We start from the raw sequence: 14621 nt of genomic DNA, 5'->3' as shown, positions 1-14621 counted from the left end.
GCGAAGGCGGTAGTCCAGACACAGAAAGTGCATCGGATGTACCGACCCATTCGCGGACAAGTCCGCTCCTACAAAAAACGAGAGATCGTGGCCAAGCGAAGCGTCGCCGGGCCCACCACACAAGCCCTGTTCTGGGGGCTTTTCAGTGCTTGTGTTAGCGACCTGGGCTCAGCCCTGGGAAATAGTCTTGGCGATCACATCAACCGTTGCGTCGACCTTCTCCCGATAACGCTTCAGCTCGACCTTGTGCAACTGTTCGAGCTCGATCTGTTGCGAACAGAGGTTCAGGGCGGCGAGGACCAGTAAACGGTCACCGATCAAGGTCGGGTATTTGCGCTTGGTGTCGGCCAGCGACGCATTGAGCATCGCGGCCGCCTTCATGAGCGTCAGGTCTTCGCCAGCCGGGGCCTTGACCGAATACTCATTACCCAGAATCGAAAGAACGGTTACACCGCTGCCGTCGACGTTCATGCGCTGACAGCACTTGCGCTGGTCGCGCGATCAACCAGCGCCTGAATGCGGGCGGCGGTGCTGCCCTGCTTCTCTTCCTGTTCCATCAGGCTCAGTTGCAAGTTCTCGTTCTCGTCCTTGGCTTTTGCCAGCTCGGCGTTGAGCTGCGCATTTGTCTCTTGAAGCGCCTGATTCTGTTGCACCAGATCACCGACAAGTTGTTCCAATTGGCTAAGGGAGGCTTCCAACATTTTGATTTCTCGAGCAAATTTCAACGGGCGCACACGATAAAGAAAAGTCACTGCGCATGCCAGCGCTTGGCCATGAATACTGACCTGCCACGGCATGGACACGTCGATAACGCAACGCATAGGAGGCTTGTGACTGCGTAATCGGATTCCGGTTCCTGCTGTTCGTCAGCCCATCATCACGTGCGACAAATCCGCACACTAACTGGGCCAGTTGCCATCAACGAACTCCAGCCCACCTCAGTGTTTTCAAGGGGTTGCGCAGGGTGCGGGGGATTTCCAGTAAAAACATCAGCCATCTGCGGCGATCATTACGTGCCTGTTCGCTCAAGACTTTAGTCGTATGACCGATAGGCAGCCACTAACTACTTTTTCACGTCTGTTCATAGCCCCGCCGCATGGAACGCGCACCTCACTCTGGAAGCTTCTATGTCCCTTCGAAATATGAACATTGCACCCCGAGCGTTCCTTGGGTTCGCCTTGATTGGCTCACTCATGCTGATCCTCGGTGTTTTCGCCCTGTCGCAGATGAGCAAGATCCGTGGTGCTACCGAAATGCTGGCCGACAACAACGTGCCCAGCATCAAAAGCCTCGACCGCTTTGCGGAAGTCAGTATCCGCTTGCGCGTGCTGTCTTACCGCTTGCTGGTCAACCGCGATCCAGCCACCCAGCAGAAGACCATCGACCTGCTGGCCATGCGCAACAAGCAGATCACTGACGCCCAGGCGATCTATGAAAAGCTGATCGCCGATGCCGATGAGCGTGCCCTTTACGATCAGTACGTGCAGTTGCTGGGGCAGTACCGTCAGCTTGAAGAGCGCATGAAGACGCTCACTCGCGCCGACAAGATCAGCGAACTTCAGGCGTTGCTCAATAACGAGATGGTCAATAACTCCGACCAGATGAACGTTGTGCTCGGCAAGCTGGTGGAAATCAATACGGCGCAGTTGAACCAGGTCAAAAAGGACGCCTCCCGCGAGTACGACTCGGCGTTCAATATGGTGATCGGGCTGCTGATCGCCGCCACGCTGCTGACCATCGTGTTTGCCTGGATGCTGATCAAGAGCATCACCACACCGATTGCCACCGCGCTCCATGCCGCAGAAACCATCGCGCAAGGCAACCTGACCCAGCCGATCCGGATCGATGGTACCGACGAAGCCGGTCGTCTGCTGCTGGCCATGAAAACCATGCAGGACAAACTGCGTGACACCCTCCAGGGCATTTCCGGCTCTGCCACCCAGCTGGCTTCAGCGGCTGAAGAGCTGAATGCAGTGACCGACGAAAGCGCCCGCGGGCTGTTGCAGCAGAACAACGAAATCGAGCAGGCCGCCACGGCTGTCAACGAGATGACCAGTGCAGTGGAAGAAGTGGCCCGCAACGCCATCAGCACCTCGCAAGCGTCACGCAACGCAGCGACCTCGGCTGCCGACGGTCGTGATCTGGTTCAGGAAACGGTTGGCGCTATCGAGCGGATGAGCGGCGATGTGAAAGAAACCGCTGAATTGATCATCAATCTGGCCACTGAATCCCGCGACATCGGCAAGGTGCTGGATGTGATTCGCGGTCTGGCGGACCAGACCAACCTGCTGGCCCTCAACGCCGCCATCGAAGCGGCACGCGCCGGTGAAGCGGGTCGGGGTTTCGCGGTAGTGGCTGACGAAGTCCGGGCGCTAGCACATCGCACCCAGCAGTCGACCAGCGAAATCGAACGCATGATCGGCAGTATCCAGGGTGGTACGGAGCAGGCAGTCGGTTCGATGCGCAACAGCACCGAACGTGCTGAATCGACCCTGAGTATCGCCAAAGGCGCAGGCATGGCGCTGAACACCATCAACCTGGCAGTCGAAGAAATCAACGAACGCAACATGGTCATCGCCAGCGCCGCCGAAGAACAGGCCCAGGTCGCACGCGAAGTGGACCGCAACCTGGTGAACATCCGCGACCTGTCGGCCCAATCCACCACCGGCGCCAACCAGACCAGCGCCGCCAGCAGCGAACTGTCCCGCCTGGCCGTGGACCTTAACAGCATGGTGGCGCGCTTCGCGCTTTAAGGATCAACTATCATGCCGACTCTCTGAAGTCGGCATGCCGTTCTGGACGCTCCGCGTTCTCTTTGCGCGAGCCCCGCGTAACGATCAGTCAAATTAAAGCCGCACACTCGCAAACGTCGACTCATTGCGTGCCTGACTCAGTGCCGACAACGGCCCGGACAACGGCGCCAGAACCAGTGCTTGCGGGATTGGTAGCATGGCGACTTGTTGCGCGGTGTTGGAGCCTACGCGTTCATCGCGCGGCGGGATGCCGAAGTATTCGCGGTAGCATTTGGAAAAGTGCGGTGTCGATACAAAGCCGCACACTGACGCCACTTCGATGATCGACATCGGCGTCTGCTTGAGCAGTTGCCGGGCGCGAATCAGGCGCAGCTTCAGGTAATAGCGCGATGGCGAGCAGTGCAGGTATTTCTGGAACAGGCGCTCCAGTTGCCTGCGCGACACGGCGACGTACACCGCCAGTTCGTCGAGGTCGATCGGCTCTTCGAGGTTGGCCTCCATCAGCGCGACAATTTCCTGCAGCTTGGGCTGGTTGGTGCCGAGCATGTGCTTGAGCGGCACGCGTTGATGATCCTGCTCGTTGCGAATGCGCTCATAGACGAACATCTCGGAAATTGCCGCCGACAGTTCACGGCCATGATCGCGGCTGATCAGGTGCAGCATCATGTCCAGCGGCGCAGTGCCGCCGGAGCTGGTGAAACGGTTGCGGTCGAGCGTGAACAGACGTGTGCTCATCGCCACGCGCGGGAAGGCTTCCTGCATCGACGCCAGACATTCCCAATGCACGCTGCAATCGAAACCATCCAGCAATCCGGCGCACGCCAGCGCCCAGCTGCCGGTGCATACAGCACCGAGACGTCGGGACTGACGCGCCTGGCTTTGCAGCCAACTGACGTGCTCGCGGGTCACGGTGCGCTGGATGCCGACGCCACCGCAGACGATCACGGTGTCCAGCGCCGGGGCTTTCTGCATGGCCGCGTCCGGAGTGATCTGCAAGCCATCGCTGGCCCAGACCTGACCGCCGTCCACGCTCAGTGTGGTCCAGCGATACAGCTCGCGTCCCGACAACTGATTGGCCATGCGAAGAGGTTCTACCGCCGATGCGAGGGAGATCAGGGTGAAGTTATCCAGCAGCAGAAAGCCGATGGATTGTGGCGCGCGGTTCTGGGGTTGAGCCCCTGGATTGAACGATGTCATCACACTATCTCCTCACACATGGCATAGGTTGGCCTCAGATCGGGCTCTTGTTATAGCCCTTTCCTTTGCAGGGCTTTGTGATGACATCGCAAATCTCATGCCGGAAATTGACCGGGCATTCAATAACACCTGAAAACGACGTCGCGATGCGTCTATCCGGCAGCGACCCGGGTACCTGTTTGCGACGCCAAGGCACGCCGTCTGCGGCAGCCGATGAGCAATTCGGTAGCACTCCGGGGAAACGCTCGAGCGCCAGCCGCATGCTGAGTGCTACTCAAGGCACACCCTGAAAAACCCGGCGACGGGCAACTTTTCGCGCTAAAAGGTGGCGACCGGGAAAGTGCATGTTCGAAAAGCGCGCAGCGTCCGAAAGTGTCGTCCGGGATGGCGCCTCGCCAGCGAATACGGCCTGCAAAGTGAACTTGTCGGCGTTCCCTCCCTCCAAAGGTCCGCGTTCGCGCAGGCACCGACCTGCCAACCAACGCTGCCGACACGCGCAGCGACTGCGTAACGTACTGGCCGTTTTTCAGCTGCTCCAACGCTGCAACCGGGCGCTTGTACGATGCAACCAATCTGTAAGCGACCTTGCGCACACTGGATACGACGCCGCCTGCACTGGATACGACGCCCCCGGTAGGCGTTTCACTGTCCCTGTTAGATGATCGGTTCCGACTCGATCGCCCGGCGCAGTGATGGAGCTTCGTGAAAGGCCCCGCCACCCATAAGCCGCGTCAGCGTTCAACTGCTGATGACCAGAAGAAACTCACAGGAGTCCACCCCATGAAAGGTTCCAAATCGTTGCTGTTGGCCGCCACGCTCTGTATGCCGGTGCTTGCCCAGGCAGCCGAGCCAGAGGCCTGCCATACGGTCAACTTCTCCGACGTCGGCTGGACTGACATTACCGTGACTACCGCTGTGACCAGCGCCGTACTGGAATCGCTGGGCTACAAGACCAAGACCACCATGATTTCCGTACCCGTGACCTACAAGTCGCTGGCCGACGGCAAGAACATGGACGTGTTCCTCGGCAACTGGATGCCGACCATGGAAAACGACATCAAGCCTTACCGCGAAGCCGGCACGGTGGAAACCGTGCGCGCCAACCTGGAGAACGCCAAATACACCCTGGCCGTTCCAGAAGCGCTCTACAACAAAGGCCTGCATGACTTCGCCGACATTGCCAAGTTCAAGAAAGAGCTGGGTGGCAAGATTTACGGCATCGAGCCTGGCAACGACGGCAACCGCCTGATCCAGAGCATGATCGACAAGAACGCGTTCGGCCTGAAAGATGCAGGCTTCAAAGTCGTGGAATCCAGCGAAGCAGCGATGCTGTCGCAGGTCGACCGCGCCGTGAAACGCAAGAACGATGTGGTGTTCCTCGGTTGGGAACCGCACCCGATGAATACCCGCTTCAAGATGAAATATCTTACCGGGGGTGATGACTTCTTCGGCCCCAACTATGGCCAGGCGACTATCTACACCAACACCCGCAAAGGCTACAGTCAGGAATGCAGCAACGTAGGCCAGTTGCTCAAGAACCTGTCTTTCACCCTCGACATGGAAAGCACCCTGATGGGCAACGTGCTGGACGACAAGATCAAGCCTGATGCCGCTGCCAAGGCGTGGATCAAGAAAAACCCGCAAGTGCTCGACACCTGGCTCGCAGGCGTGACCACCGTGGATGGCAAACCAGGCCTGGAGGCAGCCAAGGCCAAGTTGACCCAGTAAGCCGACAGCAGGCGGGCCTGCCCCGCCTGCTGCCCTCTTCACCTTCCGCAAGCGGACACCCGATACCATGCTGACTGATCAAAAAATCCCTCTGGGCGAGTACATCGCCGCATTCGTCGACTGGTTGACGGCCAACGGCGCCGACTACTTCGATGCGATAGCCTCGACACTGGAAATGATGATCCACGGGTTCACCTTTGCGCTGACCTGGTTCAACCCGTTGGTATTGATCGGCCTGATCGCCGCACTCGCGCACTTCATTCAGCGCAAGTGGGGCCTGACGGTTTTCGTCATCCTTTCATTTCTGCTTATTCTCAACCTGCATTACTGGCAGGAAACCATGGAAACCCTGGCGCAGGTGCTCTTCGCCACCCTGGTCTGCGTCGTCATCGGCGTGCCACTGGGCATCATTGCCGCACACAAGCCGATGTTCTACACCATCATCCGGCCGATACTGGACCTGATGCAGACCGTGCCCACCTTCGTCTATCTGATTCCGACCCTCACCCTGTTCGGCCTCGGCGTGGTGCCCGGCCTGATCTCGACAGTGGTCTTCGCCATTGCCGCACCGATACGCCTGACGTATCTGGGCATTCGCGATGTGCCCCAAGAGCTGCTGGACGCCGGCAAGGCCTTTGGCTCCTCGCGACGCCAGTTGCTGACCCGCATCGAACTGCCCTATGCCATGCCGAGCATCGCGGCCGGCATTACCCAGTGCATCATGCTGTCGTTGTCGATGGTGGTGATCGCGGCACTGGTCGGCGCGGACGGCCTCGGTAAACCGGTCGTCAATGCGCTGAACACCGCCGATATCGCCCTCGGTTTCGAAGCAGGTCTGGCAATCGTACTGCTGGCAATCATGCTCGACCGCATCTGCAAACAACCCGAAGCCAAGAAAGGGTCCGACGCATGAGCATCATCAAATTCGACAAGGTAGACGTCATCTTCTCCAAGGACCCGCGTGAAGCCCTCAAGCTGCTGGATGAAGGCCTTACGCGTGACCAGATCCTCAAGAAAACCGGCCAGATCGTCGGCGTCGAGAACGCCAGCCTGGACATCGAAAAAGGCGAAATCTGCGTATTGATGGGCCTCTCGGGCTCGGGCAAATCCAGCCTGCTGCGCTGCATCAACGGCCTCAACACGGTAAGCCGTGGGGCATTGTTCGTTGAACATGAAGGCTCGCAGATCAATATCGCCAATTGCAGCGCCGCCGAGCTGAAAATGATGCGCACCAAACGCATCGCGATGGTGTTCCAGAAGTTTGCCCTGATGCCCTGGCTGACGGTGCGCGAAAACATCAGCTTCGGCCTGGAAATGCAGGGCCGACCGGAAAAGGAACGGCGCAAGCTGGTGGATGAAAAACTCGAACTGGTCGGCCTCACCCAGTGGCGCAACAAGAAGCCCGACGAGCTTTCCGGTGGCATGCAGCAGCGCGTAGGCCTGGCCCGTGCGCTGGCAATGGACGCTGACATACTGCTGATGGACGAACCGTTCTCGGCACTCGACCCGTTGATCCGCCAGGGTTTGCAGGACGAACTGCTCGCCCTGCAAACCAAACTGAGCAAGACCATCGTCTTCGTCAGCCACGATCTGGATGAAGCGCTGAAACTCGGCAGCCGCATCGCGATCATGAAAGACGGCCGCATCGTTCAGTACAGCGTACCGGAACAGATCGTCCTCAACCCGGCCGACGAGTATGTGCGGACCTTCGTGGCGCACACCAACCCGTTGAACGTGCTGTGCGGCCGCAGCCTGATGCGCCCGGTCGATGACTGCACCAAGGTCAACGGCTCGGTGTGCCTGGATCCGAGCGGCGACTCGTGGCTCGATCTGGCGGAAGGCAACGTGATCAAGGGCGCACGCCAGGGCACCGGCGCGCTCGACTTGCAAAACTGGACCCCCGGCCAGGACGTCAACAGCCTCGACCGCCGCCCGACACTGGTGCACTCCAACATCGGCATGCGCGACGCCTTGCAGATCCGCTACCAGACCGGCAACAAACTGGTGCTGCAGGACGGTGACCAGGTGGTCGGTATTCTGGGCGATACCGAGTTGTACCACGCACTGCTGGGTAAAAATCATGGGTAGATAAGAGAGCTGCAAGCCTCAAGCCTCAAGCTGCAAGTCAAAATCTGTTGGCTTGAAGCTTGTGGCTTGCCGCGTTTAGCTTGCCACTTGTAGGTTGTCGCTTGCCGCTAATCCCTTGCCCCTTTATCATCGCGCGCCCTGTTACACCCGGAACCCGGACCTGAAATGAAATCCACCTTGATCGCCGCCGCAGAACTCGATCGCATCGACACCTGGGCCAAGTACTCCAGCCACATGTGCGGTGGCTGCGTGTCCAGTTGCTGCACGTTGCCGGTCGAAGTGAAGATCAAGGACCTGATCCGCATTGGCATCGTCGATGAGTTCGAACGTGGCGATCCAGCGAAGAACATCGCCAAGCGTTTGCAAAAGGAAGGCATTGTCGAGCGCTACAACCAGAAGTCGGAAATCTTCACCTTGCAGCGCATGAGTAACAACGACTGCCTGTATCTGGACCGCAAGAGCCGTCTGTGCACGATCTACGACAAGCGCCCGGACACCTGCCGCAACCACCCGAAGATTGGCCCGCGCCCTGGTTACTGTGCGTACAAGCCCAAAGACGTCGTGCGCCAGGAAAGCGGTTCGCTGAAAAACGCCACCAGCGCGCCAGTGCCGAAGTTCTGAGCCTTTACGGCTGACGCCACGCGTCGACAATCGAGCGATTTCAATCAAGCCCCGATCAGGGGCTTTTTTGTGGGCGATGGAAAAGGGCAATTGGAAACACTTGGAATGTTAAATTTTGTTAGAAATAAAAATACTTCACATTATTTACCTATTGATTCACTATCGGATTCACAGATCAGAACAATAACGTCCGAGCGCTGGCATCACGGGCATCGACACAGACTTTGAGGATTACTGCATGAACACTAAAAATGTTGGCGTTATCGGCCTGGGTGCGATGGGCCTGGGTATTGCCCACTCGTTGCTGCGTAGCGGCTTCAACGTGCACGCCTGCGATGTGCGCAGCAGCGTGACCGAAGCGTTCGCCCAGGAAGGCGGTGTTGCCTGTGACTCCCCGGCAAGCATGGCGGCGGCCTGCGACGTGATCATTACCGTTGTGGTCAATGCCGAGCAGACCGAGACCGTCTTGTTCGGTGAAAACGGCGCGGTCGCGGCCCTGCGTCCGGGCAGTCTGGTGATCGGCTGCGCCACCGTCGCGCCAACCTTCGCGGTTGAACTGGGCGAGCGTCTGGCCGCACAGCACCTGCTGTACCTCGACGCCCCGATCTCCGGCGGCGCAGCGAAGGCCGCTGCTGGCCAGATGACCATGATGACCTCCGGCCCGGCCGAGTCCTACGCCAAGGCAGAAGCCATTCTCAACGGCATGGCCGGCAAGGTTTACCGCCTGGGCGACGTCCACGGGCTGGGTTCGAAAGTCAAAATCATCAATCAGTTGCTGGCGGGCGTGCACATTGCGGCCAGTGCCGAAGCCATGGCGCTTGGCCTGCGCGAAGGCGTGGATGCCGACGCACTGTACGAAGTGATCACCAACAGTGCCGGTAACTCGTGGATGTTCGAAAACCGCGTGCCGCACATCCTCAATGCCGATTACACGCCGCTGTCGGCGGTGGACATCTTCGTCAAGGACCTCGGCCTGGTGCTGGATACCGCACGCAGCAGCAAATTCCCGTTGCCGCTGTCGGCCACTGCGCACCAGATGTTCATGCAGGCCTCCAGCGCAGGGTTCGGCCGTGAAGACGACTCGGCGGTGATCAAGATTTTCCCGGGCATCGAATTGCCTAAAGCCAAACCAGAAAAAGCCTGAGGAGCGAATGATGAGCCTGAACAACGCTCGCCCGCTGCTGGGCTGCATTGCTGACGATTTCACCGGCGCAACCGACCTGGCCAACATGCTGGTACGTGGCGGCATGCGTACCGTACAAAGCATTGGCATTCCCGACGCCGAAATGGCGGCTGATCTGGATGCCGATGCCATTGTCATCGCCCTGAAATCCCGAACCACGCCAAGCGTTGATGCAGTGGCCGAATCCCTCGCTGCGCTGGAGTGGCTGCGCGAACGCGGTTGCGAGCAGATTTTCTTCAAGTATTGCTCGACCTTCGATTCGACCGCGGCAGGCAACATCGGCCAGGTCAGCGAAGCACTGCTTGAGCAACTGGGCAGCAATTTCACCCTGGCCTGCCCGGCGTTCCCGGAGAACGGCCGTACGATTTTTCGGGGTCACCTGTTCGTGCAGGACCAGTTGCTCAATGAATCGGGCATGCAGCACCACCCACTGACGCCGATGACCGATGCCAATCTGGTGCGTGTGCTGCAAGCGCAAACCCGTGGCAAGGTCGGCCTGTTGCGCTACGACACGGTCGCCAAAGGCGTCGACAGCGTGCGCAACAAAATCGCCGAACTGCGTGCCGAAGGCGTGAGCATGGCGATTGCCGATGCACTGTCGGACGCCGACCTGTACACACTGGGTGAAGCCTGTGCCGACTTGCCGCTGCTGACCGGTGGGTCGGGTCTGGCACTGGGCCTGCCAGGCAACTTCCGCAAGGCCGGCAAGCTGCGCGACATCGACGCGGCCAAACACATAGCCATCGGCGGTGGCGAAGTGGTGCTGGCCGGCAGTGCATCGGTCGCCACCAATGGTCAGGTCGCGGCCTGGCTGGAAGCCAATCGTCCTGCCCTGCGCATCAATCCGCTGGATCTGGCCGCCGGCAAGCCGGTGGTGGAGCAGGCATTGGCCTTTGCCAGAGACGCCGGCCAAACCGTGCTGATCTATGCGACCAGCACGCCGGACGAAGTCAAAGCCGTACAGAAAGAGCTGGGCGTCGAACGCTCCGGCGCCATGGTCGAAGCCGCGCTGGGCGCAATCGCCAAAGGGCTGCTGGACGCTGGCGTGCGCCGCTTCGTGGTCGCCGGTGGCGAAACGTCTGGCGCGGTGGTTCAGGCGTTGGGCGTGCAATTGCTGCAGATCGGCGCACAGATCGATCCGGGCGTTCCGGCCACGTTCAGCAACGGCGTGCAACCGCTGGCACTGGCGCTGAAATCCGGCAACTTCGGCGCACGCGACTTCTTCGCCAAAGCGCTCAAGCAACTGGCGGGAGCAGCCTGATGATCGACGAAAACGCTCTGCGTCAGGAAATCTGCGACGTCGGCAGGCTGTTGTATGGCCGTGGCTACACGGTCGGCAGCGCCGGCAACATCAGCGCGCGTCTCGACGACGGCTGGCTGATCACCCCGACCGACGCCTGCCTGGGCCGCATGGACCCGGCGGATATCGCCAAGGTCAATCTGGCCGGCGAATGGGTGTCCGGCAGCAAACCCTCCAAGACCCTGGCGCTGCACCGCGAAGTCTACGACCGCAACCCGCAGGTGGGCGGCGTGGTGCACACCCACTCGACCCATCTGGTGGCCCTGACCCTAGCGGGCGTCTGGCGTGAAGACGACATTCTGCCGCCGCTGACGCCGTATCAAGTCATGAAGGTCGGACACATCCCGCTGATCGCTTACGAGCGGCCCGGCTCACCGAAAGTTGCCGAGCGCGTGGCCGAGCTGGCCAACAGCGTGCGCGGCGTGATGCTCGAACGGCTTGGCCCGGTGGTCTGGGAAAGCTCGGTGGCCAAGGCCTGCTACGCCCTCGAAGAGCTGGAAGAAACAGCTCGTTTATGGCTGATGACCGACCCCAGACCCGAGCCGCTCGACCCGGCAGCGCTTGAAGAACTGCGTCAGGTGTTCGGCGCGAAATGGTAGTGAGCCCACGGTGATCGTGAGGCGCGCTGCGCTTCACGGCCGAAAAACAATAACAACAGGAATCGAGAGCATGACTTACATCTATCCCGCTGTTTCGTCGTCCTTCCCTACCAACTCAGCCCGGAGTGCGCAGGCATGACACCACTCATGTTGATGGTCGTGGCCGGTGCGGGCATCGCACTGCTGCTGTTTCTGGTGCTCAAGTACAAATTCCAGCCATTCGTTGCCTTGATGCTGGTCAGTATCATCGTTGCGCTGGTCGCCGGGGTTAAGCCGGCCGATCTGGTCGCCACTATCGAAGGCGGCATGGGCAAGACCCTCGGCCACATCGCGATCATCATCGCCCTGGGCGCGATGATCGGACGCATTATCGAGCTGTCGGGCGGCGCCGAAGCACTGGCCAAGACCCTGATCAAGCGCTTCGGCAACCGGCGCACACCGCTGGCCCTGACGGTGGCGGGTTTCATGGTCGGTATTCCGGTGTTCTTTGAGGTCGGCGTGATCATTCTCATGCCATTGGCCTACGGCGTGGCGCGTGCGGCGCGCAAACCGTTGCTGATTTTCGCGCTGCCGATGTGTGCTGCGTTGCTGGCGGTGCATGCGTTCCTGCCGCCACACCCTGGTGCCGTCGCTGCGGCCAGTCAGCTGGGCGCAGACCTGGGTCGTGTGCTGATGCTGGGTATTCCGATTGTTGCGGTGCTGTGCATGATCGGTTACTTCGTGGCAGGCCGCATGACTCGCAAAACCTACCCGATGACCGATGATATTCGCGCCGAAGTCTACGGCCCGCATGTCACCAACGAAGACCTGGAAGCCTGGGCGCGCAACGATTATTCCGGCGTGCGCGAAGCCACCGAAACCAGAACCCTGGTCGCGGAAGAAACCGCCAGCAGCCTGGCGAGCAAACTGCCGCCTGCACCTGCACCGGGTTTCGGGCTGATCATTGCGCTGATTCTGCTGCCAATCGTGCTGATTCTGATGGGCACGCTGGCCACCACCCTGCTGCCTGCTACGTCCACGCTGCGTGCAGTGCTGACGGTTCTCGGCGCGCCGCTGGTTGCGCTGCTGATCGACACACTGCTGTGCGCCTGGCTGCTGGGTTCGCGTCGTGGCTGGAGCCGTTCTCAGGTGTCCGACGTGATCGGCTCGGCATTGCCCGGTGTGGCAATGGTGATCCTGATTGCCGGTGCCGGTGGCGTGTTCGGCAAGGTGCTGGTCGATACCGGGATCGGTGCGGTGGTGTCCGAAGCCTTGCGTAACACGGGCTTGCCGGTATTGGCGCTGGGCTTTCTGCTGACCCTGTTACTGCGTGCCGTTCAAGGCTCTACCACCGTCGCGCTGGTGACCACTGCGGGTATTCTCAGCCCGCTGATCGCCACGCTGGACCTGAGCGCCAACCATCTGGCCCTGTTGTGCCTGGCGATGGGCGGTGGAGGTCTGGCCATGTCGCACATCAACGATGCCGGTTACTGGATGTTCACCAAGCTGGCGGGCCTCAACGTCGCCGACGGCTTGCGCACCTGGACTGTACTGGTCACGCTGCTCGGCACACTGGGCTTTGTGATCACCCTGCTGCTTTGGCCATTCGTCTGACCCTTTGAAGACTGGAGTTAACATGCCTCGTTTTGCCGCCAACCTCAGCATGCTGTACCCGCAGCATGATTTTCTTGAGCGCTTTGCCGCAGCCGCTGCCGACGGTTTCGGCGCGGTCGAGTACCTGTTTCCTTATGCCTACACGCCGCAGGAGCTCAAACAACGCCTGAGCGACAACGGTCTGGTGCAGGCGCTGTTCAACGCCCCGCCGGGCGATTGGGATAACTGCGAGCGCGGGATCGCCACGCTGCCGGGCCGCGAGGCGGAATTTCGCAGTGGGATCGAACGTGCGCTGGAATATGCGCAGGTGTTGGGCAACGACCGCGTCCACGTGATGGCCGGCCTGCTGCCTGACGAAAACCTGCGCGAACGTCATCAGGCGGTCTATCTGGAAAACCTGGCGTTCGCTGCCGAGCAGGCGAAGTCTGCTGGCGTCACGATCCTGATCGAACCGATCAACACCCGCGACATGCCGGGCTTCTTCCTCAATCGTCAGGATCAGGCGCAGAAAATCTGCAACCTGGTGGGTGCTGATAACCTGAAAGTACAGTTCGACTGCTACCACTGCCAGATCGTCGAAGGCGACCTGACCAGCACACTGCGCCGCGACTTCGCCGGCATCGGCCACATCCAGATCGCAGGCGTGCCGGATCGCAACGAACCGAATCTGGGCGAGCTGAACTACGAATACCTGTTCAACATCATCGACGAGCTGGGCTACACCGGCTGGATAGGCTGCGAATACCGCCCGAAAGGCGATACGAGCGAAGGACTGGCGTGGTTGCGGGCGTTGCAGGCGAAAGGCTGATTATGAGCAGGCAGCGTGGCGCAGATGCGTGACGCAGCTCCCATGCTCCGCGCTCACGTATTTGTGGGAGCGAGCTTGCTCGCGAAAACGGTGTTCGGGGCAATAAAAACTTTGCTACTGGAACGGCCCGTTCGCGGACGAGCGAAGCGTCGCCCGGTCCGCTCCCACGGCCTTCGGCCAGAAGCAGATTTGTGTATCGTGATGTATGCCCCGCTTATCAGTCCTCCACGTCGAACTGGTCCTTGATGTAGCGGATTTCAGTCCGGCCATGCGGTGCGGGCTGGCCGTCTTCGTCGAGGTTGACGAAGACGATCTTGTCGACCGTCAGGATGCTTTTGCGGGTGATCTTGTTGCGCACCTGGCATTTCAGGGTGATCGAGGTACGGCCAAACTCGGTGGCGGTGATACCCAGTTCGATGATGTCGCCCTGACGCGAGGCGCTGACGAAGTTGATTTCCGAGATGTACTTGGTCACCACCCGCTGATTACCCAGCTGGACGATGGCGTATATCGCAGCTTCTTCATCGATCCAGCGCAGCAGGCTGCCGCCGAACAGGGTGCCGTTGGGGTTGAGGTCTTCGGGCTTGACCCACTTGCGGGTGTGGAAATTCATGTTCACTCCTGAGCGTCTGGCCGGTAGAGACCCACATGATGGCAGAGCCGACGTCGCACGCCCATGACCGCGTGATAGCGACAGTACATCGACCCTATTAGCGGTAGATGGCTCAATAGAGGCCTTTAACCCGACAGA

At 60.0% G+C, this 14621-nt stretch carries 14 protein-coding genes and 1 pseudogene; 11 read left to right on the top strand and 4 right to left on the bottom strand.

Annotated elements, in window-relative coordinates; genetic code table 11:
- Nucleotides 1-168 precede the first annotated feature (168 nt).
- Both ABJ99_RS03760 and ABJ99_RS03755 read right to left on the bottom strand, forming a co-directional pair.
- Nucleotides 169-471 (bottom strand): cell division protein ZapA, encoded by a 303-nt coding sequence (locus tag ABJ99_RS03760; RefSeq protein WP_005896439.1) that lies wholly within the window; start codon nucleotides 469-471, stop codon nucleotides 169-171.
- Nucleotides 468-701, bottom strand: a complete 234-nt coding sequence (locus tag ABJ99_RS03755) for a hypothetical protein (protein WP_007248008.1) — start codon at nucleotides 699-701, stop codon at nucleotides 468-470. Before ABJ99_RS03755 ends, ABJ99_RS03760 begins: the two co-directional genes overlap by 4 nt.
- 426 nt (nucleotides 702-1127) lie before the next feature.
- On the opposite strand from ABJ99_RS03755, the pseudogene ABJ99_RS29705 reads away from it, so the two are divergent.
- Nucleotides 1128-1898: pseudogene (locus ABJ99_RS29705) on the top strand (MCP four helix bundle domain-containing protein); the annotation flags it as partial.
- Nucleotides 1881-2753, top strand: a complete 873-nt coding sequence (locus ABJ99_RS29700; RefSeq protein ID WP_412032773.1) for a methyl-accepting chemotaxis protein — start codon at nucleotides 1881-1883, stop codon at nucleotides 2751-2753. The pseudogene ABJ99_RS29705 and the gene ABJ99_RS29700, both read left to right, overlap by 18 nt.
- Before the next feature lie 93 nt (nucleotides 2754-2846).
- On the opposite strand, the gene gbdR is transcribed toward ABJ99_RS29700, so the two are convergent.
- Nucleotides 2847-3950 carry a choline metabolism transcriptional regulator GbdR gene (gbdR, locus tag ABJ99_RS03745; protein WP_007248011.1) on the bottom strand — a complete coding sequence of 368 codons (1104 nt, stop codon included), beginning with the start codon at nucleotides 3948-3950 and terminating at the stop codon, nucleotides 2847-2849.
- A gap of 780 nt (nucleotides 3951-4730) precedes the next feature.
- Here gbdR and ABJ99_RS03740 point away from each other — a divergent pair.
- The 9 genes from ABJ99_RS03740 to otnI all read left to right on the top strand — a co-directional run bounded on the left by ABJ99_RS03740 (nucleotide 4731) and on the right by otnI (nucleotide 13870).
- Entirely contained in the window at nucleotides 4731-5678 is a 948-nt protein-coding gene (locus ABJ99_RS03740) for a choline ABC transporter substrate-binding protein (protein WP_054084668.1), read from the top strand.
- Between the two features lie 67 nt (nucleotides 5679-5745).
- Nucleotides 5746-6591, top strand: coding sequence for a choline ABC transporter permease subunit (gene choW, locus ABJ99_RS03735; protein ID WP_007248013.1), 846 nt, complete (start codon nucleotides 5746-5748; stop codon nucleotides 6589-6591).
- A complete protein-coding gene (gene choV, locus ABJ99_RS03730) occupies nucleotides 6588-7766 on the top strand; it encodes a choline ABC transporter ATP-binding protein (RefSeq protein ID WP_054084667.1) in 1179 nt (392 codons plus the stop codon). The genes choW and choV overlap by 4 nt, the downstream gene beginning before the upstream one ends.
- Before the next feature lie 165 nt (nucleotides 7767-7931).
- Nucleotides 7932-8387 carry a YkgJ family cysteine cluster protein gene (locus ABJ99_RS03725; RefSeq protein WP_024645802.1) on the top strand — a complete coding sequence of 152 codons (456 nt, stop codon included), beginning with the start codon at nucleotides 7932-7934 and terminating at the stop codon, nucleotides 8385-8387.
- Nucleotides 8388-8625: 238 nt separating this feature from the next.
- Nucleotides 8626-9531 (top strand): L-threonate dehydrogenase, encoded by a 906-nt coding sequence (gene ltnD / locus ABJ99_RS03720; protein WP_054084666.1) that lies wholly within the window; start codon nucleotides 8626-8628, stop codon nucleotides 9529-9531.
- A 10-nt stretch (nucleotides 9532-9541) separates the two neighbouring features.
- Nucleotides 9542-10831: a 3-oxo-tetronate kinase gene (otnK, locus tag ABJ99_RS03715; protein WP_054084665.1), complete on the top strand. Its 1290-nt coding sequence runs from the start codon at nucleotides 9542-9544 to the stop codon at nucleotides 10829-10831.
- Nucleotides 10831-11469, top strand: a complete 639-nt coding sequence (otnC, locus tag ABJ99_RS03710; RefSeq protein ID WP_054084664.1) for a 3-oxo-tetronate 4-phosphate decarboxylase — start codon at nucleotides 10831-10833, stop codon at nucleotides 11467-11469. The genes otnK and otnC overlap by 1 nt, the downstream gene beginning before the upstream one ends.
- A 135-nt stretch (nucleotides 11470-11604) precedes the next feature.
- Nucleotides 11605-13062, top strand: coding sequence for a GntT/GntP/DsdX family permease (locus ABJ99_RS03705; protein ID WP_054084663.1), 1458 nt, complete (start codon nucleotides 11605-11607; stop codon nucleotides 13060-13062).
- Nucleotides 13063-13084: 22 nt separating this feature from the next.
- The gene (gene otnI / locus ABJ99_RS03700) at nucleotides 13085-13870 is read left to right on the top strand and encodes a 2-oxo-tetronate isomerase (RefSeq protein ID WP_054084662.1); all 786 of its coding nucleotides are present in this window, start codon (nucleotides 13085-13087) and stop codon (nucleotides 13868-13870) included.
- Between the two features lie 217 nt (nucleotides 13871-14087).
- On the opposite strand, the gene ABJ99_RS03695 is transcribed toward otnI, so the two are convergent.
- Nucleotides 14088-14483, bottom strand: coding sequence for an acyl-CoA thioesterase (locus ABJ99_RS03695; RefSeq protein WP_004409331.1), 396 nt, complete (start codon nucleotides 14481-14483; stop codon nucleotides 14088-14090).
- Nucleotides 14484-14621: the final 138 nt, after the last annotated feature.

It is taken from the genome of Pseudomonas syringae pv. cilantro, from assembly GCF_001293775.1.
GTDB classification, from domain to species: Bacteria; Pseudomonadota; Gammaproteobacteria; order Pseudomonadales; family Pseudomonadaceae; genus Aquipseudomonas; species Aquipseudomonas syringae_P.
This window is presented reverse-complemented; position numbering and strand designations above follow the sequence as displayed.

What these genes read in the sequence shown, in the direction of transcription:
- ABJ99_RS03760 (WP_005896439.1), bottom strand. Translation starts at nt 471, where the DNA reads ATGAACGTCGACGGCAGCGGTGTAACCGTTCTTTCGATTCTGGGTAAT.
- ABJ99_RS03755 (WP_007248008.1), bottom strand. Translation starts at nt 701, where the DNA reads ATGTTGGAAGCCTCCCTTAGCCAATTGGAACAACTTGTCGGTGATCTG.
- ABJ99_RS29700 (WP_412032773.1), top strand. Translation starts at nt 1,881, where the DNA reads ATGAAAACCATGCAGGACAAACTGCGTGACACCCTCCAGGGCATTTCC.
- gbdR (WP_007248011.1), bottom strand. Translation starts at nt 3,950, where the DNA reads ATGACATCGTTCAATCCAGGGGCTCAACCCCAGAACCGCGCGCCACAA.
- ABJ99_RS03740 (WP_054084668.1), top strand. Translation starts at nt 4,731, where the DNA reads ATGAAAGGTTCCAAATCGTTGCTGTTGGCCGCCACGCTCTGTATGCCG.
- choW (WP_007248013.1), top strand. Translation starts at nt 5,746, where the DNA reads ATGCTGACTGATCAAAAAATCCCTCTGGGCGAGTACATCGCCGCATTC.
- choV (WP_054084667.1), top strand. Translation starts at nt 6,588, where the DNA reads ATGAGCATCATCAAATTCGACAAGGTAGACGTCATCTTCTCCAAGGAC.
- ABJ99_RS03725 (WP_024645802.1), top strand. Translation starts at nt 7,932, where the DNA reads ATGAAATCCACCTTGATCGCCGCCGCAGAACTCGATCGCATCGACACC.
- ltnD (WP_054084666.1), top strand. Translation starts at nt 8,626, where the DNA reads ATGAACACTAAAAATGTTGGCGTTATCGGCCTGGGTGCGATGGGCCTG.
- otnK (WP_054084665.1), top strand. Translation starts at nt 9,542, where the DNA reads ATGAGCCTGAACAACGCTCGCCCGCTGCTGGGCTGCATTGCTGACGAT.
- otnC (WP_054084664.1), top strand. Translation starts at nt 10,831, where the DNA reads ATGATCGACGAAAACGCTCTGCGTCAGGAAATCTGCGACGTCGGCAGG.
- ABJ99_RS03705 (WP_054084663.1), top strand. Translation starts at nt 11,605, where the DNA reads ATGACACCACTCATGTTGATGGTCGTGGCCGGTGCGGGCATCGCACTG.
- otnI (WP_054084662.1), top strand. Translation starts at nt 13,085, where the DNA reads ATGCCTCGTTTTGCCGCCAACCTCAGCATGCTGTACCCGCAGCATGAT.
- ABJ99_RS03695 (WP_004409331.1), bottom strand. Translation starts at nt 14,483, where the DNA reads ATGAATTTCCACACCCGCAAGTGGGTCAAGCCCGAAGACCTCAACCCC.